Raw genomic sequence first — 21,627 nt, 5'->3', positions numbered from 1 at the left:
GGCGATTAAAAGCGGCGATTGTACTGCATCGGAGGCAATGCGATTCACTCTCGGGACAGGCTGTCGTTTTTTCTATGGGTGAAGTCAATCGATCAACAGCAGGCGATCTTGAGCGAACGGCGGTAGAATCAGCACACTTTAGTTATCCACAAGTGGCCGACCTTTGCTTATTGAGTCCCGCCGTCGCGCTTATTTGAACGCCATGCAGGTGGTCAACTGGGTGCCGCGCACCGAATTGCCTTTCGCCGCTCCGTCGCGGCCCGAGTTGCTGGAGATGCCCGAGTTGCCTGTCTTCGCGCCTCTGGCCCCGGCTGCCGAGGTGCAAGCGCCCGTGTCGCCGATGGTCAAAGCGGTCGAACGAACAAAAATCGAGGTGCCACGGCCATCGCTGGCGAGCACACGCACCGGTGCCACGCCGGTGGAGGAGGCGGTAGAGGCGCCGGTCATGGTCAAGGCACCGATCGTGCCGCCTCCGCGCTTCGCCTTGCAGTTACTGCGGGCCGGGCGCTGCCTTCTGCTGGTCGAGTTACCCACAGGCGAGGCGTTTCAGTCCCGGGATCCTGCTTATCTATTGCTCAAGGACATGCTGCGCGCCGCCGGTCTGCCAGACAGCCCGCAGATCGTCGGTGAGCCGGTGCGCTGGCCATTGCTGGTGCGCGGCACGATGGACCAGGGCCCGGAAGCGGCCCGTGATTTCGTTCAGGGTTTTCTCTCGGCCAGGCTTGAAGACGCACCGTGCGTCTGCGTGTGGCTGATCGGCCTGCCTGCGGTGCGTTTTGCCGGTGAAGCAGAGGCCGAGTCGTTCAATCGGGAACTGCAGATCGAAGGCCTGGGTTCGGCCTGGGCTGTGCCTGGCCTGGAATTATTAATGGAAGAGCCACAGCGTAAGGCTGATGTCTGGCAAGCCATGCGTCGGCTGATGGCGCGCTGGAAAGAATCGAATGACTGACGCTGTATCGTTCCGCCCGATGACCGAGGCGGACCTGGAAACCGTTCTGAAGATTGAATACGCGGCCTACAGCCATCCCTGGACCCGCGGGATTTTTCTGGATGGCCTGGGCAAGTACCAGATCTGGCTGATGTTTGAAGGGCAGCAACAGGTTGGCCACGGTGTGGTGCAGATCATCCTCGACGAGGCGCATCTGCTGAACATTACGGTCAAACCGGAAAACCAGGGCCGCGGCCTGGGTTTGACGCTGCTGGAACATCTGATGTCGATTGCTTACAAGGCTGACGCCCGGGAATGCTTCCTCGAGGTTCGCGACAGCAATACCGCCGCGTTCAAGTTGTACGAGCGCTACGGCTTCAACGAGATTGGCCGTCGACGGGATTACTATCCAGCGGTGGGCGGGCGTGAAGATGCGGTGGTGATGGCCTGTACGCTGGTGGACTGAATCACCCTTATGGCGAGAGAGCTTTCGCCCGCCGGGCCGCAAGGCGGTCCCTTGTGAGGCGGGCGGTGCATCTCGCGACTGCTGCGCAGCCGAACGGTAGCAAGCGCCCTCGCCACAAAAAATCAGCGCTTGCGGTCCAGCGGATCGCGCCGCGCCAGCTCTTCTTCATCCAGTCCACCACCACCGCCAATGTCGTCTTCATCGACAATGCTCAAGTCCCAATCGGACGGATTCCCCGTGCCGGCTTCGCGGGCATCACGGGCGCCGTCTTCGTGGATCAGGGTTTCCGGGCTCATGTCGTCGTCGGTGGGTTCATGGTCATCCGTCGAGGCGCCGGTCATGCCGGCTTCCCGTACGCGCTGGCGTGGCATCAGTTGTTCGCGCTCATTGTCGGGCAACTCGTCACCGATTTTTGCGCTGGGTTCGTCGTCGTCGAAATCCAGCTCATTCATCGAACCCATGCGGTCTTCGTTGTCATCAATGGGTTCCGGTTGCACCGCATCGTAAGGTCGGCGTGATTCAGTCATGGCAATTCCTCATACTGTGGGCCTTACTAGGGTGGACCCATTGGGTTACCGAGAATTCAACCGGCATGGAGCCCTGTGTCCAGGTATCAGGAAAGCATCTGCATTTTGCGCGTGACCCCGACGGACGGTTGTCAGTCAAAGTTGCGCATCATTCTTGAGGCTTCAAAGCATGAACGAATTACAAGATCTGATTGATAACAACGAGCGTTGGGCCGCTGCGATCAAAGAGGAAGATCCTGACTTCTTCGCCAAGCTGGCGCGCCAACAGACGCCTGAGTACTTGTGGATCGGCTGTTCCGATGCGCGGGTGCCGGCCAACGAGATCGTCGGCATGCTGCCGGGTGATCTGTTCGTCCACCGCAACGTGGCCAACGTGGTGCTGCACACCGACCTCAATTGCCTGTCGGTGATTCAGTACGCGGTCGACGTGCTCAAGGTCAAACACATCCTGGTGACCGGCCATTATGGCTGCGGTGGTGTGCGCGCCTCGATGCAAGACCGCCAGTTCGGCCTGATCGACGGCTGGCTGCGTTCGATTCGTGACTTGTATTATGAAAAACGCGAAGAGCTGGCGGTGTTGCCGACTGAGGAAGAGCGGGTTGACCGTCTCTGCGAACTCAACGTAATCCAGCAAGTGGCTAACGTCGGGCACACCAGCATTGTGCAAAATGCCTGGCATCGCGGGCAGAGCCTGTCGATTCACGGTTGCATCTATGGCATCAAGGACGGTCGCTGGAAAAGCCTGAACACCACCATCAGTGGATCCGAGCAGTTGCCGCCGCAGTATCGCCTGCGTCCGTTCGAACCGATTTAAGTCCTTCAACGGAGCCGCTGCCGACGCCAGTGTTGCAAGCATCTGGTTGTCGGCGCCGGCCGTGGGCTGACATCGATTTATAGCGCTGGAGCGGGAAGTGCCGTCGCAGGCGCTGGCGCCTTGAGCTGTTTAAGTTGGGCCTGGATCGTTGCCGATGCGCATTTACCCACGGCTTGTGGAGGCGTCAGGTTGCGGATCGAGGTGTAGAACAGCTCGCAGGTTTTATCCTTCTGCGCCACTTGCCAGGTTTGCGTGCAGCTTTTGAGTTCAACATCAGGATTGGTGTCGGATTCGCGCCCCATTGCCGCCTGCCAGCACGCGGCACTCAAATCCTGACCCATGACCTTCAGGCCCGCCGTATCGGCCTTGGCTTTGGCATCGGCGCCTGTGTAATTCGCCGGATCAGCGGCGTACCAAATGTAGCTCGGGTGGTTGGCTCCCAGCACGGGGACTTTCACCCCCTCGTTCGGGCTGATGTAGACCAGGCTCAACACGTTCACCGTCGGCCCGTATTGCTCCTTGATCCAGTTACGCACCGGTGTGCCGAAGGCAACTATTGGCAGGGCATCGCCGCGGGCGTTCAGGCTGACCTGCTTGACCATCGTGGTCTGGTACTCCTTGAAGTAGCTATAAACCCCCTCAAGGTCCTTGCCGGCGTTGGACGGCGCGGCAATCGGAGCAATATCGATGATGGTCTGGTAGCCCGGCGTCTGTTCAGCGGGGACGCCGTTGACCGTCAGCAGCGTGGCCCAGCGATCGGTGGTGGCAGACCGTAGGTAATCCTGAGCCTGGGTCAGCGAATAGTCTGGCGGGAAGTGCAGCAATTCGAGGCTTCTGCGATTTTCCAATGCCATGCCCAGTGGCAGGAACAAATACCAGTTGTAGGCCCACTTGCCGTCGGCGTTCAGTTTGCTGGCGCCGTCGTAGGCCAGGTCCCCGGCGTCGAGCAGCGCGGCCAAGGGCTTTTCATAACTTCTGGGTACGCCGGTGATTTCGGCATAGAGCTGGCGGTTGTCGGTTTTGACCAGCACCTTCGCGTCGCTGTAGCCGTCGCGTTGCACGCTTTGGGTCAGGTAATGCTCAACGGTTTGCTCAAGCGTCCAGTTGCGAAAGCAGATCACGTTGCAATTGTTGGGGTAGGCAAAAAGGCGGGTAACGCGTTCGGTGCTGCCCAGCTTCAGGTTGATATCGGCATGGGCTGTGGCACTCAGGGTGAGGGCCGCGAGGGTGAGTCCTGCGAGTTTTAGCATGCTCAGATCCTTTTCAGCGTGTATGTCACCCCCATACTGAAACAGACCGGACAGAACAAAAAGAGGGGGCCGAAAGAAATATCGGCCCCTTTTGTTGTTACGGCATCACGGGCGGTGTGTACGCCAGCGTCGTCCCCAGTGCCCAGAGCAGCAACAGCACCAGCGGTGTATGCACCAGCAATTGCACGAACGAGAAACCGATCAGGTCTCGCGCCTTCAGCCCGAGCACGCCCAGCAGCGGCAGCATGTAGAACGGGTTGATCAGGTTCGGCAGGGCTTCGGCGGCGTTATAGATCTGCACGGCCCAGCCCAGGTGGTAGTTGAGGTCGTTGGCCACTTGCATCACGTACGGCGCCTCGATGATCCACTTGCCGCCGCCGGATGGAATGAAGAAACCGAGAATCGCCGAATACACACCCATCAGCAGCGCATAGGTGTCGTGGGAAGCGATGCTGACGAAGAACGTCGAGATGTGGTGGGCCAGAGTCTGCGCATCGGCACCCTTGACCGTGGTCATCAGCGCTGCAATCGAACCGTACAGCGGGAACTGGATCAGCACGCCCGTGGTGGTCGGCACCGCACGGGATACAGCGTCAAGGAAGCTGCGCGGCCGCCAGTGCAGCAGGGCACCGAGCATGATGAACAGGAAGTTGTAGGTGTTCAGCCCGGAAATGGCACTGATCGCCGGTTTGGTCGAGAACTCATGGAACAGCCATCCAGCGGCCAGCAGCACCAGCAGAATGGTCAGCAGCGGGCTGTGCTCCAGCCATTCGCCGGGACGGGTGCGTGGCTGCAGGGGCGGCAGATTGAAACTCGGGTCAACGCCGCAGGCCTTGGCATCGCGGGCGGTGTTCGGGCCGGGGGCGGTGGCGTAGGCAATGATCAGCGAAATGACGATCAGGGCCAGCAACATCACGCCCGACTGCCAGAGAAAGATCGTCTGGGTGAACGGGATTACCCCGGTGATCGACAGAATCGATGGCGGCAGGCTGGCCGGGTTGGCTTGCAATTGTGCTGCCGACGACGACAGACCCAGCGCCCAAACCGCGCCGAGTCCCAGATACGCGGCTGCACCCGCAGCGCGATAGTCCATTTTCAGGTCGGTACGACGGGCGAGGGCGCGCACCAGCAATCCACCGAAAACCAGCGACAAACCCCAGTTGAGCAGCGAGGCGACCATGGAGATCAGCGCCACCCACGCCACGGCGGAGCGGCCGTTTTTCGGCAACTTCGCCAAGCGGTCGATCAACTTCACGGCGGGTGGTGAACTGGCGACAACGTAGCCACCGATCACCACGAAGGCCATCTGCATGGTGAACGGGATCAGGCTCCAGAAGCCGTCACCGAAGGCCATGGCGGCGTCGGTGGGCTTGGCGCCCATGGCCATGGTGGCCAGGGCTACGATAATCACCGCCAGGGCGGCGAACACCCAGGAGTCGGGGAACCAGCGTTCGGCGAAGCTTGAACAGCGCAGGGCAAAGCGGGCGGAGCGGGTATCTTCGATATCAGCGGCCACGGGAATACCTCGAATTTTTATGTTTGTTGTGGTCTTCAGGGCGACTGTAGCCCGTCTGGACAGACGACAACATTAATTCAATCGAGGGTTTTTTGCGGGGATGTTTTGCGGCTATGGGACTTTGGTCTAACGGGTTGTCCGCCAGCGCGTTTGCGTAGACCATGGGCGCCTTGGTTTTTGCCTGTGCCAGAGTTCTTTATGACTGCCAACACCGTTTCACGCCCGGCGCCGTTCAGCCGCTCAGACTACAAGACCCTGGGGCTCGCAGCCCTCGGCGGGGCGCTGGAAATCTACGATTTCATCATTTTCGTATTTTTCGCGCTGACCTTGAGCCAGCTGTTCTTCCCACCGGAAATGCCCGAGTGGCTGCGCCTGCTGCAAAGCTTCGGGATCTTCGTCACCGGTTACCTGGCGCGGCCTCTGGGCGGAATCCTGATGGCGCATTTCGCCGACCGGCTCGGTCGCAAAAAGGTCTTCAGCCTGAGCATCCTGATGATGGCGCTGCCGTGCCTGCTGATCGGGATCATGCCGACCTACGCGCAAATCGGTTACTTCGCACCGCTGCTGCTGTTGGCTTTGCGAGTTCTCCAGGGCGCGGCGGTGGGCGGCGAGGTGCCGAGCGCCTGGGTGTTCGTCGCCGAGCACGCGCCGGTCGGCCATTGCGGCTATGCCTTGGGCTTTTTGCAGGCGGGGCTGACCTTTGGCTATCTGCTTGGCGCTTTGACGGCGACGTTTTTGGCACAGGCATTTACCCCGGCAGAAATCCTCGATTACGCCTGGCGTTACCCGTTCCTGCTAGGGGGCGTGTTCGGCGTGATCGGGGTCTGGTTGCGCCGCTGGCTCAGCGAAACCCCGGTGTTCATGGCCATGCAGGCGCGGCGCGAAGAGACGGTCGAGCTGCCGCTGCGGGCGGTCCTGCGGGAACATCGTCTGGCGATGCTGCCGGCGATGATCCTCACCTGCGTGCTGACCTCGGCCGTGGTGGTGTTTGTGGTCATCACCCCGACCATGATGCAGAAAACCTTCGGCATGACCGCCAGTCATACCTTCGCCTTGAGCGCAGTGGGCATCGTCTTCTTGAACATCGGCTGCGTGGTCGCCGGGTGGCTGGTCGATCGCATGGGGGCCTGGCGTACGGTGATGTTGTACAGCCTGTTGCTGCCGCTGGGCATCGGCGTGCTGTACAGCTGCCTGATCAGCGGCGGTGACTGGGTCGGTCTGGCCTACGCCATTGCCGGCCTTGGATGCGGGGTGGTCGGCGCGGTGCCGTCGGTCATGGTCAGCCTGTTTCCGGCGCGGGTTCGTGTCTCGGGCATTTCCTTCACCTACAACATTGCCTACGCCGCCTGGGCGAGTATCACACCGCTGTTGTTGATCGGGCTGATGCCGTGGAGCCCATGGATCTGTGTGATTTTCTGTGCGGTGATGGGCGCGGTGGGTGTGGGCAGCGCGGCATATTTCGGTGCGCGGATGCCCGGCGTTGGGCATTGCTCGGCAGCCCGCGCTGTCTGAATGAAGGGCTTGTCGAACGTGGGACAACTATTTTTGTAGGACATAGCTCAAGCGCTCTTCAGAAAAGATTCGCAAGGCCGATGGTTAGGCTGCATATCGCTTTCTACCCTGTCCATCGGTGTATTCCATGTTCAATAAACGCTTGAAGCAGGAGCTGTCGGCTCTTCGTGAAGAACTCTCCAGCCTCCAGCAAGTGAAGGAAAGCCTGGAAAGCGAGATGCTGGTGCTGACCCTTGATACGGACGGCCGGGTCCAGTCGGTCAATCAGAACTTTCTGAGTGAAATGCACTACAAGAGCGGCGAGCTGATCGGTCGCCACATCGACGATATCGCCCCGGATCATGTAAAGAACGACGAGTTCCAGCGCCGCTTCAGCACTGCGCTGACTCGCGGCGAGCACTTTGCCGGCACTGTGCGTTTGTTGCGCGGTACGGGCCAGGAAGCCTGGCTGCGTTCGATCCTGCAACCGGTACGCTCGGCGGACGGTCGGATCAAACATTTCTCGATTTTCTCCAGCGACCTGACCCGCACCATCGAGGCCTCCCGCGAACATGAAAACCTGATCGGCGCCTTGGTGCGCTCGACGGCGGTGATCGAATTCGACCTCAATGGCAACGTGCTGGCAGCCAATGATCGTTTTCTTTCGGGCATGGGTTTCAGCCTGGCGCAGATCAAGGGCAAACATCACCGGACCTTTTGCTTTCCGGAAGATTACAACAGCGCCGAGTACCAGAACTTCTGGCGTCGCCTGAATGCGGGGGAGTACGTGGCTGATCGTTTCAAACGTAACGACAGCCATGGTCGTACGGTCTGGCTGGAGGCGTCCTACAACCCGGTGGTTGATGCCAACAACAAGCTCTACAAAGTGGTGAAGTTCGCCACGGTAATTACCGATCAGGTCAACCAGGAACAAGCCGTCGCCGAAGCGGCGAACATTGCCTACAGCACGTCGCAGCAAACTGACCAGAGTGCCCAGCGCGGTACGGCCGTGGTAACACAGGCCGTGGACGTGATGCGTGATCTCGCCCGGCACATGCAAACCGCTGGCGATGGCATCGAAGCCCTGAATGAGCAATCGCTGGTGATCGGCACCATCGTCAAGACCATCAGCGGCATTGCCGAACAGACCAACTTGCTGGCGCTCAACGCCGCCATCGAAGCGGCCCGTGCCGGTGAGCAGGGCCGAGGTTTTGCCGTGGTGGCAGACGAGGTCCGGCAATTGGCTTCGCGCACCAGCCAGGCTACCGATGAGATCGTGCTGGTCGTGCGTCAGAACCAGGACATGGCGCGCAACGCCGTGGCCCTGATGACCGACGGCAAGCTCCAGGCCGAGCAAGGGTTGGCGCTGGCGGCGGAAGCGGGCACGGTGATCGTCGAGATCCAGGACGGTGCGCAGAAAGTGGTCAACGCCGTGGGGCAGTTTGCCAATCAGTTGTCGTCTTGATGCCTGGCCGTTAAAAGATCCTCGTCTCGCGGGATATCGCTACAATCGGCTCTTTCCCCTCAAGGAGCAGATATCCATGAGCGTATCCCACCGCCGTCCGGTCCCGTTGCCCAAAGCCTATCGTTTGCTCAACCACGGGCCGACCGTGCTGGTCAGCGCCGCCCACGGCGGGCAGCGCAACATCATGGCGGCGGCCTGGGCAATGCCACTGGATTTCGAGCCGCCGAAAATTGCCGTGGTCCTAGACAAATCCACCTGGACCCGCCAACTGCTCGAAGCTTCAGGCACATTCGTGCTCAATGTGCCTTGCGCGGCGCAGGCCGATATCGTCCAAACCGTCGGCTCGACCTCCGGCCTGGCGCTGACCCGGGAGCAGGGGCGTGACAAGTTCCTGACCTACGGCTTGTCGACCTTCGCTGCTGAGCTGATCGACGCCCCGATGCTCGAAGGCTGTGTCGCCTGGCTGGAATGCCGTTTGATGTCGGAGCCCGACAACCATCAACAATACGACCTGTTCCTGGCCGAAGTAATTGCCGCACAGGCCGACGAGCGCGTGTTCAGTGAAGGGCGTTGGCACTTTGAAGCCCACGATGCGTTGCGCACGCTGCACCATGTTGCCGGCGGGCACTTTTTGACCATCGGCGATCCGGTGGACGGTAAGACCTTGCAACCGTAAGGTGACACCTGGACCGATGCGCTGCACCTTTTCCGTTCCCGCAAAGGTTGGGTCGCTTTGCGGGGCATTTCTATCTGTTGTTCGGTGCGCACCTGGTGACCAATCGTTGAGGTGATATGAATGAGCAAACTGCGTGTAGGGATTATTTTCGGTGGGCGTTCGGCTGAACATGAAGTGTCGCTGCAATCGGCGAAAAACATCGTCGATGCGCTGGACCGTTCGCGCTTCGAACCGGTGCTGATCGGCATCGACAAACAAGGGCACTGGCACCTCAATGACCCTTCGAATTTCCTGCTCAACCAAGAGAATCCGGCGTTGATCGCCCTCAATCAATCCAACCGCGAATTAGCGGTCGTGCCGGGCAAGGCCAGCCAGCAACTGGTGGAAACTTCCAGCCAGGAGTTGCTGGGCCACGTCGATGTGATCTTCCCGATCGTCCACGGCACCCTGGGTGAAGACGGTTGCCTGCAAGGCTTGTTGCGCATGGCCGACTTGCCGTTTGTGGGTTCCGACGTACTGGGTTCGGCGGTGTGCATGGACAAGGACATCAGCAAGCGTCTGCTGCGTGATGCCGGGCTGGCGGTCACACCGTTCGTGACCCTGACGCGCACGACCGCCGCACGCAACAGTTTCGCGCAAGTGTCGGCAAAACTCGGCCTGCCGCTGTTCGTCAAACCGGCCAACCAGGGCTCTTCCGTGGGCGTGAGCAAGGTGACCGATGAAGCCGGCTATCTGGCGGCTGTCGAGCTGGCCTTGGGCTTTGATGAGAAGGTGCTGATCGAATCGGCGGTCAGTGGCCGCGAAATCGAATGCGCGGTGCTTGGTAATGAAGAGGCTATCGCCAGCGGTTGCGGCGAGATCGTGGTGCGCAGCGGTTTTTATTCCTACGACAGCAAGTACATCGATGACACAGCCGCTCAAGTGGTGGTCCCGGCGGATATCAGTGTCGAGGCCAGCGAGCGCATCCGGGCCATGGCAATCGAGGCTTTTCATGTGCTGGGCTGTTCCGGGCTGGCGCGGGTCGACGTGTTCCTGACCGACAGCGGCGAAGTGCTGATCAACGAAATCAACTCACTGCCCGGGTTCACCCGCATCAGCATGTACCCGAAACTCTGGCAGGCCGCAGGCATGACCTACAGTGAATTGGTTTCGCGGCTGATCGAGCTGGCAGTTCAAAGGCATAAGGCTCGAAGGGCGCTGAAAATCAGTCGTTGAACTGGGTGCGACATGGATGAACTGGCAAGGTCGACGATGTGGCTTTGCGTCCCATAAAAAAGGGCTTACCCGAAGGTAAGCCCTTTTCCGTTTCTACGTCGTACCTCTCAATCCCCCAAGGCTTCCCCCTCCCGCCGAGGGTCAGCGCCGCCTGCCAGTGATGCGTTGCCTTGCGCATCCTTGACCCGAACAATCGCCTGGGTGCCGCTGGTCATGTCGATCTCGTTCACGCTGTGACCTTTGTCCTTCAGCGCCTGGATCAACATCGGGCTGAATTGGCCGCGTTCCAGTTCGGTCGGGCCGTTGCGGCTGCCGAAGTTGGGCAGGTTGATGGCGGTTTGCGGGTCGAGGTTCCAGTCGAGCAGGCCGATGGTGGATTTGGCGACGTACTCGATGATTTGCGAGCCACCGGGGGAGCCGATGCTGGCGAGGAATTCACCGCTCTGGCGATCGAAGATCAGCGTCGGTGCCATGGAGGAACGCGGGCGTTTGCCCGGTTCGACGCGGTTGGCGACTTTCTGGCCATTCTCTTCGGGGATGAACGAGAAGTCGGTCATCTCGTTGTTGAGCAGAAAGCCTTGCACCATCACATGCGAGCCGAAGGCTGATTCGATGGTGGTGGTCATCGAAACGGCGCCGCCCTCATCATCGACGGCAACGACTTGCGAAGTGGAAATACGCAATGGCGAACGATCCGGCGCGTACGCGACCTGAATGCCCGGCGGCATGCCCGGTTGGGCGATGCCCATGCTTCGGTCGCCAATCAGGGCTGCGCGGCTGGCGAGGTAGGCCGGGTCCACCAGACCTTTGACGGGCACCGGTACAAAGTCCGTATCGGCCACGTATTGCGCACGGTCGGCGTAGGCCAGGCGCTCGGCTTCGGAGATCAGGTGCACGGCTTCAGGGGTGGGCTCGAGGCCGGCAAGGGCGCTGGTCTTTACCGGTTTCATTGGGGCGAGGGCGAAGCGTTTATCGCGGGTCTCCAGGGCTTGCAGCGTGCCGAGGATCTGCGCCACGGCGATCCCGCCCGATGATGGCGGCGGCATGCCGCAGACCTGCCAGCGCTTGTAGTCGGTACACAGGGGCGCGCGTTCCTTGGCGCTGTAGTGAGCGAGATCGTTTAGCGACAGGCTCCCGGGGTTGCCGTGGCCTTGGACCTTGGCGACGATTTCCTGCGCGACCGGACCTTTGTACAACGCGTCCGGTCCTTCCTTGGCAATGCGTTGGAACAATGCGGCCAGCGCCGGATTCTTCAACAGGGTGCCGCTGGCTTTCGGGCTGCCATCGGAATTCAGAAAGTAAGCCATCATCTCCGGCGAGCGAGTCATGGCGCTGTCCGAGGCGATCAACCCGTGCAGGCGTGGCGAGATGGCGAAACCTTGCTGGGCGAGTCTGATCGCCGGTTCGAACAGCTGCGCCCAGGGCAGGCGTCCGTGTTTTTGATGAGCAAGCTCAAGGGCACGCAATACGCCCGGTGTGCCCACCGATCGACCACCCATCTGTGCCTGGGTGAATGCCATCGGTTGTCCGTCGGCTTGCAGGAAAAGCTTCTCTGTGGCGCCGGCCGGTGCCGTTTCGCGGCCGTCGTAGGTGCGCACATTTTTACCGTCCCACAGCACGATCAGCGCACCACCGCCGATGCCCGATGATTGCGGCTCGACCAGTGTCAACACGGCCTGCATCGCAATCGCCGCATCGATGGCCGAACCGCCGCGACGCAGCATCTCGCGCCCGGCTTCGGCGGCCAGCGGATTGGCGGCGGCAGCCATGTGTTTTGAGGCGTGACGGGTCTGCAGGTCGGTGCGATAACCGGAAGCGCTTTCCGGCGCGAGCGGCAAGGTCGGCACCGACGCGTTGTTGCAGGCGCCGAGGGTTAACGCAGCAACAATCAGCGCGATGGCCGACGCACGATGGCGGCTCAAGTGGAAGGCTGAGATCACGCGGGGCACTCCATCCGTGAGGTAAATGTATCGAGGACTTTATCGACCGCCACGGAGTGAAGCAAACCGGCCTGAGACGAAGTTGCTTTGGTCCTTCATCAACCGGCGGATTTTTCAGAGCAGGAGCGAGCTTGCTCCTGCAACAGGCATAAAAAAACGGCTTACCTTTCGGTAAGCCGTTTTTAGTACTTGGTGGCTACACAGGGACTTGAACCCCGGACCCCAGCATTATGAATGCTATGCTCTAACCAACTGAGCTATGTAGCCAAGTGGCGCGCATTATTCACCGGTAACGGGGATGCGTCAAGCACAAATCTAAAATATTTCTCTACGCTTTCAACCGCTTATCCTCCTGAGCCGAAAAAACGGCTCAGGGGAGGGCATCAATTGAGCTGAAATCTGCCGGTATTGTCGCTCAAGGCCCTGCTGCCATGGCTCAAGGTGTCGGCAGCCTGGTTCACCGCACGGGCGCCTTCGAGTAATCGGACCGCGGCCTGATCGACTTGCTGGATATTGCCGCTGACCTCGTCGGCGGTACTGGACTGTTCCTCAACCGCCGTCGCGATCTGCGCCAGGGTGTCGGTGACGCCTTGTACCGCGCTGGCAATTTCCCCCAGGCGCTCGCCCAGACCGGTGACGGCCAAGGCATCGGATTGCGCCTGGCCACAGGCGGCTTCCATCAGGCTGACGGCTTCGTTCACCGTGCTGCGCAGGCTGTCGACGGTCCCGGCGATTTGCGCGGTCGAAGATTGCGTGCGCTGTGACAGGCTGCGCACTTCGTCGGCCACCACCGCAAAACCGCGCCCCTGCTCGCCAGCACGAGCGGCCTCGATGGCGGCGTTCAGCGCCAGCAGGTTGGTCTGCTCGGCAACGCCGCGAATGGTGTCGACCACCAATTGGATCTGTTGTCCTTGCTCACTGACCCGGCCGAGCGCCGCAGCGGTGTCATTCAGACGCTGATTGAGCTGCTGAATACTGGCCGTCGTGCGCTGGCTGTCGCGACTGCTGTCGGCGGCAATGCGCTGGGTCTGCTGAGCGCTGCCTGAGGCCTGCTCGCAGCTATGGGCCACACCTTGAGAGGTCGCCGCCAACTGCGTGGCCGCGGCGGCAATCTGGCTGATCTGCAGCTGTTGGGCTTCGACTTCGCCCAAAGCATCGCTGGAGTGGTGGTTAAGGGTTTGCACTGCGTTGCTCAATTGCAGGGTTTCGTGATCCACGCCGAGCAGACTGGTGCGTAATTGCACCACGGCCACATTCAGCGCGGTGCTGATGGCCGCCAATTCATCCCGGCCTTGAACCGGCGCTTGCAGGCTCAGGTTGCCATCGCGCAAGGCTTCGGCGAGCAGGGTGATGCCGCTGGCGCTACGACGGATCGACGCCTGCAAACAAATGAACAGGTACAACGCCGCCAGCAGAAGGCAGCCGAACACGCTCGCCACGACGATGAACTGGCGGATCGCCGAGTCATGGTAGTAATTCAGACGCTGATCCAGCGATTCCAGCGATTGCTGGCGCAACGCGGCGAGGTTGGACAGCAGGGCATCCAGGCTGCGCTCGAAGTCTTCGGGCTTGAGGTTGATGCTGCCGCCGAACACCCCGTCATCCAGGACCTTGAGGCCTGAATCGAGCTGCTTGAGGCTGTCATGGTATTGGCCTGCCCAGGTTTGCAGGGCGCTGGGTAAACGGGCTTCGAGCAGTCCTGCAGTTTTTACCAGTTGCTCCCTGGCATCACCAATGCGGCTGCGCAGATCACGCAATTGCAGACGACTTTGCAAGGTGAACTGCCCGGACACCACGGATGCCTGGCCTACCGCTGCCAGGCGCCCGACGCGTTCGATCAGGTCCGGCGCGTGCTGGGTGGAAATCTGCGTCAGCAAGTACGTTTCCAGCCACGGTGCCAGTGTCAGGCGATTGTCCATGGCGATCTGCTCGCGCAACGCTTGCAGGGCACTCAAGGCGTTGGTGAAGCGATCGTAACCATCCGGCCACCAACCGACGCTGCTCAAGCTTTTCGAGTCGAGGCCGTTGAGCGCGGTTTGCAGGGCTTGATAGCGGGCCAGGGTTTCGTCCTTGGCTTCGTCCTTTTGCAGCGCGTTGCCAAGCTCCGAAGCGGCTTGGGCAACAGCGGGCTGGACGGCGTCGAAGGCAGCCATGGCGGCAAGCGTTGCAGGTGTCGGTTGGCGATTGGTTTCCGTTGCGCGCCACCGGGCCGCACGGTCACGCTGGGCGGAAAGCAGGTTGTCCAGTGCATCAAGGGCGAGAAGTTGACGAACCCCGGCACGTTCGCCAGAGATCAAACTCAGTTTGTCGCGGTAGTCCTGACCGATCATCCACAGGCTGCCAGCCAGCGGCAGGATAAACAGCAAAAACAACAGCTGGAATTTGCGTGCGAACCCGAAACGCCCCAGCAGTCCGATCCCCGGTGATAAAAAAGCCTGCATGCCCCATGACTCCTTTGGGCACCCCGCACCATTGAGGTGCGACGAAGTCTGTGCGACCACGACCGGTGCCCGTTTAAAAGGCCTCGAAAGTTCACCATTGCCAGCTCTGTAGGCCGACTCTGTGGCGAAACTTCCCATTCTCGGTCCCCTTTGTAAGGAGGCCGCGTTGAAGCGGAGAATGAAGGCAAGATTCAGACCATGGCACAGCGCTATCACCTTTTCGCCGATGAAAATCGAAGTCGTTAGCAGGCTAAGGGGATGGCGCTCTTGCACCGAAAAATGGCACATTGACGCACTTGCTCGCGCACCCCTTCGTGGTTTGGAAATTCCCATGGCAATCAGCAATGCCCAGACCGGTTCCGTGCCGGCATCCGCTTCGTCGCAAAGCAGCCCGCTGGTCATGCGCATCATCGGCGCGGTGGCCCTGGCGCATTTGATCAACGACCTGATTCAGTCGGTACTTCCGTCGATTTACCCGATGCTCAAGGCCAACTATGGCCTGACGTTTACGCAGGTCGGCTTGATCACCCTGACGTTTCAGCTGACGGCGTCGCTGTTGCAGCCGTGGGTCGGCTATCACACCGACCGCCATCCCAAACCCTGGCTGTTGCCGGCGGGGACTGTCTGCACGCTTGTCGGGATTGTGATGATGTCGGTGGTCAGCAGCTTCGCAATGATCCTGTTGGCGGCGGGGCTGATCGGCATTGGCTCCTCGACCTTCCACCCTGAAGCTTCTCGCGTGGCGCGACTGGCCTCGGGCGGGCGCTTCGGGCTGGCGCAATCGACCTTTCAGGTGGGCGGTAATGCGGGGTCGGCGTTCGGGCCGTTGCTGGCGGCGGCGATCATCATTCCTTATGGGCAAGGCAACGTAGCCTGGTTCGGCCTGTTCGCGGTGTTTGCGTTGTTCGTGCTGTACCGGATCAGTCGCTGGTACGCCAATCACTTGAACCTGTTCAAGCTCAAGCAGGGCCAGGCCGCGACTCACGGGCTGTCCAAGGGGCGAGTGACCAGTGCGCTGGTGGTGCTTGGGTTGCTGGTGTTCTCCAAGTACTTCTACATGTCCAGCCTCACCAGTTACTTCACGTTTTACCTGATCGAGAAGTTCGACCTGTCCGTGGCCAGTTCGCAACTGCATCTGTTCCTGTTTCTCGGGGCGGTGGCGGCGGGGACCTTCTTTGGTGGGCCGATTGGCGACAAGATCGGGCGCAAGGCCGTGATCTGGTTCTCGATCCTCGGCGTGGCGCCGTTCACGCTGCTGTTACCGCATGTCGACCTGTTCTGGACCACTGTTCTCAGCGTGGTTATCGGCTTCATTCTGGCCTCGGCGTTCTCGGCCATCGTGGTGTATGCCCAGGAGTTGGTGCCAGGCAATGTCGGGATGATCGCCGGGGTGTTCTTCGGGTTGATGTTCGGTTTCGGCGGGATTGGCGCAGCGTTGCTGGGGCATTTGGCGGATATTCACGGGATTGAGTACGTGTACTTCCTGTGTTCGTTTTTGCCGCTGCTGGGTGTGCTGGCGATCTTCTTGCCCAGGACGAAAAAAGTCTGACCCACCTGTAGGAGCCGGCTTGCTGGCGATGAACGATAACGCGGTAGACCTGATGCACCGCGTCGTCTGGATCGCCAGCAAGCCGGCTCCTACAGGAATATCGCGCTCAACAAAAAGCCGCGTATCAGACGCGGCTTTTTGTTGAGCGTTGGCTTAGACGTTGAAGCGGAAGTGCATCACGTCGCCGTCCTTGACGATGTAGTCCTTACCTTCCAGGCGCCACTTCCCGGCTTCCTTGGTACCGGCTTCGCCCTTGTACTGGATGAAGTCGTTGTAGGCGATCACTTCGGCACGGATGAAGCCTTTTTCGAAGTCGGTGTGGATCACGCCAGCGGCTTGTGGTGCGGTGGCACCGACGCGGACGGTCCAGGCGCGGACTTCTTCGACGCCAGCAGTGAAGTAGGTCTGCAGGTGCAGCATTTCGTAGCCGGCGCGGATCACACGGTTCAGGCCAGGCTCTTCGAGGCCCAGGGCTTCGAGGAACATGTCTTTCTCTTCACCGTCGTCGAGCTCGGCGATTTCCGCTTCGATCTTGTTGCAGACCGGAACGACCATGGCGCCTTCTTCTTCGGCGATGGCCTTGACCACGTCCAGGTGCGGGTTGTTCTCGAAACCATCTTCAGCGACGTTGGCGATGTACATCACCGGCTTGGTGGTCAGCAGGTGGAAGCCCTTGATCACCGCTTTCTCGTCGGTGCTCATGTTCTTCATCAGGCTGCGTGCAGGCTTGCCTTCGGTGAAGTGAGCGATCAGTTGCTCCAGCAGGCCTTTCTGGACCACGGCGTCCTTGTCACCACCCTTGGCGTTACGCGCGACTTTCTGCAGTTGCTTCTCGCAGCTGTCGAGGTCGGCGAAGATCAGTTCCAGGTCGATGATTTCGATGTCGCGTTTCGGGTCGACGCTGTTGGAGACGTGAATCACGTTTTCGTCTTCGAAGCAGCGGACCACGTGGGCGATGGCATCGGTTTCACGAATGTTGGCCAAAAACTTGTTGCCCAGGCCTTCGCCTTTCGACGCGCCGGCCACCAGGCCAGCGATGTCGACGAACTCCATGGTGGTCGGCAGGATGCGCTTTGGATTGACGATTTCCGCCAGCGCTTGCAGGCGCGGATCAGGCATCGGCACGATACCGCTGTTGGGCTCGATGGTGCAGAAGGGGAAGTTCTCGGCCGCGATACCGGATTTGGTCAGGGCGTTGAACAGGGTGGACTTGCCGACGTTAGGCAGGCCGACGATGCCGCAATTGAATCCCATGGTGTTTTCCCCGAGGAGTTGAGTCAGGCCTTCTGGCTGTGCAGGTTTTTCATCGCGCGGTTCCATTCACCGGCGAGGATATCCGGCAGCACGCCGAGGGCAAAGTCGATGCTGGCATCGAGTTTTTCCTGTTCGGCGCGTGGCGCACGACCCAGGACGAAATTTGAAACCATACTGGCAACGCCTGGGTGGCCAATGCCAAGCCGCAAACGGTAAAAGGTATTCTGATTGCCCAATTGCGCAATGATGTCGCGCAACCCGTTGTGACCGCCATGGCCGCCGCCCTGTTTGAGCTTGGCGACGCCCGGAGGCAGGTCAAGTTCGTCATGCGCCACGAGGATTTCTTCAGGCTTGATGCGGAAGAAACCGGCAAGGGCCGCGACGGCCTGGCCGCTGCGGTTCATGTACGTGGTGGGAATCAGCAGACGAACATCCTGACCCTGATGCGAATAGCGTCCGGTCAGGCCGAAATATTTGCGGTCCGCCACAAGCGTTACGCCTTGTGCGTTCGCGATGCGCTCAACAAAAAGGGCCCCTGCGTTATGCCGGGTCTGTTCGTATTCAGCGCCTGGATTTCCCAGGCCAACGATCAGTTTGATGGCAGTCACGATAGGGGCCCTTCCTTGGAGTGGTGGATAACATCGCCGCAATCAGGGAGAGCGGCGAAAGTGGACGAAAATTGCTCATTTACCATGATGTAAACTCCGCGTTCTCGCCCGCTTTCTCGCTACGTTCTAGTCCGCGATGTTTCCGGTCACTCCGGCGAACAGAGTGAAATTACTCTGCTGCGCCTTCTTCGGTAGCTTCTGGAGCAACACGTGGAGCGTGGACGTTGGCAACAGCCTTGTCATCGCCGTGTGCCAGAGCTACGAACTCAACGCCTTTAGGGGCTTTGAGGTCCGACAGGTGAATGATCGAACCGATTTCGGCGTTAGCCAGGTCGACTTCGATGAATTCAGGCAGGTCTTTCGGCAGGCAGGAAACTTCGATTTCCGAAGTAACGTGCGAGATTTCGCCGCCTTTCTTGATCGGTGCTTCTTCGTTGATGAAGTGCACTGGAACGATAGCGGTCAGTTTCTGGCCAGCTACTACGCGTACGAAGTCAGCGTGCATCACGTGGCCTTTGGCCGGGTGACGCTGCAGGGCTTTGATCACGACGTTCTGCTTGGTGCCACCAACGTTCAGCTCGATGATGTGGCTGTAAGCCGCTTCGTTTTCGAGCAGTTTGGCAACTTCTTTGGCCAGCATGCTGATGGATTCAGGGGCTTTGTCGCCACCGTAAACTACAGCTGGAACCAGGCTTGCGAGACGACGCAGGCGGCGGCTCGCACCTTTCCCCAGGTCGGAACGCACTTCAGCATTCAGAGTAAAATCGTTCATGTTGTATCTCCAAAATAACCACATTCGCCCCAGCGTTTGCGACCAGCGCTAAAGGCGATATGGGCAAAAAAGCCCCGCCCCGACAGGAATGCCGGGGCGGGGCGCTTTTCGTCAACGAGACATTTCGAGAAGGGCAGGGCCCTTAGCGGAACATCGCGCTGATCGATTCTTCATTGCTGATGCGGCGGACCGCCTCGGCAACTACCGGTGCGATATCCAGTTGACGGATACGCGCACAGGCTTGTGCTGCAGCGGACAGCGGGATGGTGTTGGTCACCACCAGCTCGTCCAGCACGGAATTTTCAATGTTTTCGATTGCCCGACCCGACAGCACAGGGTGCGTGCAGTAGGCGAAAACCTTGGCTGCGCCATGCTCTTTCAAGGCCTTGGCCGCGTGGCACAGGGTGCCGGCGGTATCGACCATGTCATCGACCAGAATACAGGTACGCCCTTCGACATCACCGATGATATGCATCACTTCAGAGTGATTGGCTTTCTCACGGCGTTTGTCGATGATCCCGAGATCCACGCCCAGGGATTTGGCAACGGCACGTGCACGCACGACGCCACCAATGTCCGGGGACACGATCATCAGGTTTTCGAAGCGCTGATCTTCAATGTCGTCCACCAGAACCGGGGAGCCGTAGATGTTATCTACCGGAATATCGAAGAAACCCTGGATTTGGTCAGCATGCAGATCAACCGTGAGAACACGGTCGATGCCGACTACGGTAAGCATGTCAGCAACGACTTTCGCGCTGATAGCCACACGTGCGGAACGCGGACGGCGATCCTGACGGGCATAACCAAAGTAAGGAATAACAGCAGTGATACGAGTAGCCGAGGAACGGCGGAAGGCATCAGCCATCACTACCAGTTCCATCAGGTTGTCGTTGGTCGGAGCGCAAGTCGGCTGAATAATGAAAACGTCTTTACCGCGAACGTTTTCATTGATCTCGGCTGTAATTTCGCCGTCGGAGAATTTACCGACAGAGATGTCACCGAGAGGGATATGCAGCTGACGTACGACACGCCGAGCCAGATCGGGGTTAGCATTCCCCGTAAAGACCATCATCTTGGACACGCGCAGTACCTAGAGGCTGAGGGTAACCTGGATGAGTATAGAAAATGGCAGGGGCGGCTGGATTCGAACCAACGCATGGCAGGATCAAAACCTGCTGCCTTACCGCTTGGCGACGCCCCTGTATCTGTTGCAACGAGTACCCAGTACTCGGTTCCTTTAGAGCAGACTTTGCAGCTTGCGATGCAACATCGAAACGTTGCTTCCTTTTGCTACAAACCCTGTAAGGGTCTCTGTAAGAAGGGCCGAGACTTTATCAGCTTCAGCTTTGCTTGGGAAGCCCCCAAACACACAACTTCCAGTTCCGGTGAGTTTTGCTTCGGTAAATTTACCTAACAAATTCAAAGCGTTACGTACCTCTGGATAACGCCTTGTTACCACCGGCAAGCAGTCATTACGACTGTTTCCCTTGGGAACGGGGCGCACTTTAATGGGCGGCGTGTTACGTGTCAACAACGGATCGGAAAAAATTTCTGCCGTACTAACAGAGACTTGCGGAACGAGCACGACATACCACGGTTCTTCCGGGTCGACAGGGGTCAGTTTCTCCCCGACGCCCTCGGCGAAAGCCGCGTGACCGCGCACGAAAACCGGGACGTCGGCCCCCAGCGTCAGGCCCAGCGCGGCCAGGCGGTCTTCATCCCATCCCAGTTGCCAGAGATGGTTCAGACCGAGCAGGGTGGTCGCGGCATTCGAGCTGCCGCCGCCAATTCCGCCACCCATGGGCAAAATCTTGTCGATCCAGATATCGATGCCCAGCTTGCAGCCGGATTGTTCTTGCAGTTTTTTCGCGGCCTTGACGATCAGGTTACTGTCGTGGGGAACGCCCTCGAACTCGGTGCGCAGGCAAATGACACCGTCATCGCGGACGGCGAAGGTGATTTCGTCGCCATAGTCGAGGAACTGAAACATCGTCTGCAATTCGTGATAACCGTCTTCACGGCGACCCAGAATGTGCAGCATCAAATTGAGTTTGGCAGGCGAGGGCAAAGTCAGGCGATTGGCCGGCATGTCATTGCCCCAGCTTGCGAGGTTGCCAGGCCTTGATCACCAGCGTGACATCCAGGTCGGTGCCGTGGAGCTTGATTCGCTCGGGCAGCCAGTATCCGTTTTGTTCGGTATAGGCGGTGTACTCCACCTGCCAGCCGTCCTGTTCGAGATTGGCCAGGCGGCTGTCGCCATCCAGCGTCAGTCGGCTTTTTGTGTCCGGAGCCGGAAGTCCGCGGACCCACCATGCGAGGTTGGCGACCGGCAATTTCCAGCCCAGTTGCTCTTCAAGCAATGCATCCGGAGAGGGGGCTTCGTAGCGTCCCTGATTGGCGACTTCCAGGGATACCTTGCCCGGGCGTCCGGTCAGGCGAGCCGCGCCGCGACCCAGTGGGCCGGAAAGGCGGATGTCGTAGTAGTCCTGGCGCTGCAACCAGAACAGCGTGCCGCTACCCGAGTCCTTTGGTGCGCGAATGCCGATTTTGCCGTCGATCTGCCAACCGTCGAGGGCGGTCAACTGCTGCTTGTGCTCGCGCCATTGCGCGGGGTTGCCGTGACCCTCAACCGATTCGCGGGCGCCGAAACCCGCGCAACCGGCGAGCAGGGCGATGAAGCTGAAAACAATGATGTGGCGCAAAAACATAATC

19 protein-coding genes, 2 tRNA genes and 1 pseudogene are annotated in these 21,627 nt (G+C 59.7%); 9 read left to right on the top strand and 13 right to left on the bottom strand.

Annotated features, from left to right (window positions below; translation table 11 throughout):
* Positions 1-202: 202 nt before the first annotated feature.
* Positions 203-949, top strand: a complete 747-nt coding sequence (locus tag BVK86_RS06910) for an energy transducer TonB (protein WP_075945714.1) — start codon at positions 203-205, stop codon at positions 947-949.
* A complete protein-coding gene (gene rimI / locus BVK86_RS06905; protein ID WP_075945713.1) occupies positions 942-1,394 on the top strand; it encodes a ribosomal protein S18-alanine N-acetyltransferase in 453 nt (150 codons plus the stop codon). Before BVK86_RS06910 ends, rimI begins: the two co-directional genes overlap by 8 nt.
* Positions 1,395-1,516: 122 nt before the next feature.
* On the opposite strand, the gene BVK86_RS06900 is transcribed toward rimI, so the two are convergent.
* Complete coding sequence (locus tag BVK86_RS06900; RefSeq protein ID WP_075945712.1) at positions 1,517-1,921, bottom strand: serine kinase/phosphatase; 405 nt, start codon at positions 1,919-1,921, stop codon at positions 1,517-1,519.
* A gap of 169 nt (positions 1,922-2,090) precedes the next feature.
* On the opposite strand from BVK86_RS06900, the gene can reads away from it, so the two are divergent.
* A complete protein-coding gene (gene can / locus BVK86_RS06895; RefSeq protein ID WP_075945711.1) occupies positions 2,091-2,735 on the top strand; it encodes a carbonate dehydratase in 645 nt (214 codons plus the stop codon).
* Positions 2,736-2,812: 77 nt separating this feature from the next.
* Here can and BVK86_RS06890 read toward each other — a convergent pair whose 3' ends face one another.
* A complete protein-coding gene (locus tag BVK86_RS06890; protein ID WP_075945710.1) occupies positions 2,813-3,985 on the bottom strand; it encodes a hypothetical protein in 1,173 nt (390 codons plus the stop codon).
* A 97-nt stretch (positions 3,986-4,082) separates the two neighbouring features.
* A complete protein-coding gene (locus BVK86_RS06885; protein WP_075945709.1) occupies positions 4,083-5,501 on the bottom strand; it encodes a short-chain fatty acid transporter in 1,419 nt (472 codons plus the stop codon).
* Between the two features lie 198 nt (positions 5,502-5,699).
* Here BVK86_RS06885 and BVK86_RS06880 point away from each other — a divergent pair, with 198 nt between their 5' ends.
* From BVK86_RS06880 to ddlA, 5 genes and pseudogenes are all read left to right on the top strand, one after another.
* Complete coding sequence (locus BVK86_RS06880; RefSeq protein ID WP_075945708.1) at positions 5,700-7,013, top strand: MFS transporter; 1,314 nt, start codon at positions 5,700-5,702, stop codon at positions 7,011-7,013.
* A gap of 127 nt (positions 7,014-7,140) precedes the next feature.
* Positions 7,141-7,869 (top strand): annotated as a pseudogene (locus BVK86_RS30490) (PAS domain-containing protein); the annotation flags it as partial.
* Complete coding sequence (locus BVK86_RS30485; RefSeq protein ID WP_425272397.1) at positions 7,849-8,457, top strand: methyl-accepting chemotaxis protein; 609 nt, start codon at positions 7,849-7,851, stop codon at positions 8,455-8,457. The pseudogene BVK86_RS30490 and the gene BVK86_RS30485, both read left to right, overlap by 21 nt.
* A 76-nt stretch (positions 8,458-8,533) precedes the next feature.
* On the top strand, positions 8,534-9,133 hold the full coding sequence (locus BVK86_RS06870) for a flavin reductase family protein (RefSeq protein WP_075945706.1): 600 nt from the start codon (positions 8,534-8,536) through the stop codon (positions 9,131-9,133).
* 120 nt (positions 9,134-9,253) lie between these two features.
* Entirely contained in the window at positions 9,254-10,348 is a 1,095-nt protein-coding gene (ddlA, locus tag BVK86_RS06865; RefSeq protein WP_075945705.1) for a D-alanine--D-alanine ligase, read from the top strand.
* A 107-nt stretch (positions 10,349-10,455) separates the two neighbouring features.
* Here the strand turns inward: ddlA and ggt are convergent, their stop codons facing one another.
* The 3 genes from ggt to BVK86_RS06850 form a co-directional block, all read right to left on the bottom strand.
* A complete protein-coding gene (gene ggt / locus BVK86_RS06860; RefSeq protein ID WP_075945704.1) occupies positions 10,456-12,288 on the bottom strand; it encodes a gamma-glutamyltransferase in 1,833 nt (610 codons plus the stop codon).
* Between the two features lie 190 nt (positions 12,289-12,478).
* Positions 12,479-12,555: transfer RNA gene (locus tag BVK86_RS06855), tRNA-Met, on the bottom strand.
* A gap of 116 nt (positions 12,556-12,671) precedes the next feature.
* On the bottom strand, positions 12,672-14,729 hold the full coding sequence (locus BVK86_RS06850; protein ID WP_075945703.1) for a methyl-accepting chemotaxis protein: 2,058 nt from the start codon (positions 14,727-14,729) through the stop codon (positions 12,672-12,674).
* A gap of 331 nt (positions 14,730-15,060) precedes the next feature.
* Here BVK86_RS06850 and BVK86_RS06845 point away from each other — a divergent pair, with 331 nt between their 5' ends.
* On the top strand, positions 15,061-16,278 hold the full coding sequence (locus BVK86_RS06845) for an MFS transporter (protein WP_075945702.1): 1,218 nt from the start codon (positions 15,061-15,063) through the stop codon (positions 16,276-16,278).
* A 153-nt stretch (positions 16,279-16,431) separates the two neighbouring features.
* On the opposite strand, the gene ychF is transcribed toward BVK86_RS06845, so the two are convergent.
* The 7 genes from ychF to lolB all read right to left on the bottom strand — a co-directional run bounded on the left by ychF (position 16,432) and on the right by lolB (position 21,623).
* Positions 16,432-17,532 carry a redox-regulated ATPase YchF gene (ychF, locus tag BVK86_RS06840; RefSeq protein ID WP_075945701.1) on the bottom strand — a complete coding sequence of 367 codons (1,101 nt, stop codon included), beginning with the start codon at positions 17,530-17,532 and terminating at the stop codon, positions 16,432-16,434.
* Positions 17,533-17,555: 23 nt separating this feature from the next.
* A complete protein-coding gene (pth, locus tag BVK86_RS06835) occupies positions 17,556-18,140 on the bottom strand; it encodes an aminoacyl-tRNA hydrolase (RefSeq protein ID WP_075945700.1) in 585 nt (194 codons plus the stop codon).
* Positions 18,141-18,309: 169 nt separating this feature from the next.
* Positions 18,310-18,912, bottom strand: a complete 603-nt coding sequence (locus BVK86_RS06830) for a 50S ribosomal protein L25/general stress protein Ctc (RefSeq protein WP_075945699.1) — start codon at positions 18,910-18,912, stop codon at positions 18,310-18,312.
* 142 nt (positions 18,913-19,054) lie between these two features.
* Positions 19,055-19,996 (bottom strand): ribose-phosphate pyrophosphokinase, encoded by a 942-nt coding sequence (locus BVK86_RS06825; RefSeq protein WP_003171603.1) that lies wholly within the window; start codon positions 19,994-19,996, stop codon positions 19,055-19,057.
* Positions 19,997-20,041: 45 nt separating this feature from the next.
* Positions 20,042-20,116: transfer RNA gene (locus BVK86_RS06820), tRNA-Gln, on the bottom strand.
* 36 nt (positions 20,117-20,152) lie between these two features.
* Positions 20,153-21,004, bottom strand: coding sequence for a 4-(cytidine 5'-diphospho)-2-C-methyl-D-erythritol kinase (ispE, locus tag BVK86_RS06815; RefSeq protein ID WP_075945698.1), 852 nt, complete (start codon positions 21,002-21,004; stop codon positions 20,153-20,155).
* A 1-nt stretch (position 21,005) separates the two neighbouring features.
* A complete protein-coding gene (gene lolB, locus BVK86_RS06810; RefSeq protein ID WP_075945697.1) occupies positions 21,006-21,623 on the bottom strand; it encodes a lipoprotein insertase outer membrane protein LolB in 618 nt (205 codons plus the stop codon).
* Between the last annotated feature and the right edge of the window lie 4 nt (positions 21,624-21,627).

Source organism: Pseudomonas reinekei, from assembly GCF_001945365.1.
Lineage (GTDB): Bacteria > Pseudomonadota > Gammaproteobacteria > Pseudomonadales > Pseudomonadaceae > Aquipseudomonas > Aquipseudomonas reinekei.
The sequence above is the reverse complement of the archived record's forward strand: the minus strand, read 5'-3'. Positions and strand labels throughout refer to the sequence as shown.

Excerpts from the sequence above, each read along its gene's own strand:
- ychF (WP_075945701.1), bottom strand. The coding sequence starts at position 17,532 with ATGGGATTCAATTGCGGCATCGTCGGCCTGCCTAACGTCGGCAAGTCC.
- ddlA (WP_075945705.1), top strand. The coding sequence starts at position 9,254 with ATGAGCAAACTGCGTGTAGGGATTATTTTCGGTGGGCGTTCGGCTGAA.
- BVK86_RS06850 (WP_075945703.1), bottom strand. The coding sequence starts at position 14,729 with ATGCAGGCTTTTTTATCACCGGGGATCGGACTGCTGGGGCGTTTCGGG.
- BVK86_RS06880 (WP_075945708.1), top strand. The coding sequence starts at position 5,700 with ATGACTGCCAACACCGTTTCACGCCCGGCGCCGTTCAGCCGCTCAGAC.
- can (WP_075945711.1), top strand. The coding sequence starts at position 2,091 with ATGAACGAATTACAAGATCTGATTGATAACAACGAGCGTTGGGCCGCT.
- lolB (WP_075945697.1), bottom strand. The coding sequence starts at position 21,623 with ATGTTTTTGCGCCACATCATTGTTTTCAGCTTCATCGCCCTGCTCGCC.
- BVK86_RS06830 (WP_075945699.1), bottom strand. The coding sequence starts at position 18,912 with ATGAACGATTTTACTCTGAATGCTGAAGTGCGTTCCGACCTGGGGAAA.
- BVK86_RS06910 (WP_075945714.1), top strand. The coding sequence starts at position 203 with ATGCAGGTGGTCAACTGGGTGCCGCGCACCGAATTGCCTTTCGCCGCT.
- BVK86_RS06845 (WP_075945702.1), top strand. The coding sequence starts at position 15,061 with ATGGCAATCAGCAATGCCCAGACCGGTTCCGTGCCGGCATCCGCTTCG.
- BVK86_RS06870 (WP_075945706.1), top strand. The coding sequence starts at position 8,534 with ATGAGCGTATCCCACCGCCGTCCGGTCCCGTTGCCCAAAGCCTATCGT.
- BVK86_RS06890 (WP_075945710.1), bottom strand. The coding sequence starts at position 3,985 with ATGCTAAAACTCGCAGGACTCACCCTCGCGGCCCTCACCCTGAGTGCC.
- ispE (WP_075945698.1), bottom strand. The coding sequence starts at position 21,004 with ATGCCGGCCAATCGCCTGACTTTGCCCTCGCCTGCCAAACTCAATTTG.
- BVK86_RS06900 (WP_075945712.1), bottom strand. The coding sequence starts at position 1,921 with ATGACTGAATCACGCCGACCTTACGATGCGGTGCAACCGGAACCCATT.
- rimI (WP_075945713.1), top strand. The coding sequence starts at position 942 with ATGACTGACGCTGTATCGTTCCGCCCGATGACCGAGGCGGACCTGGAA.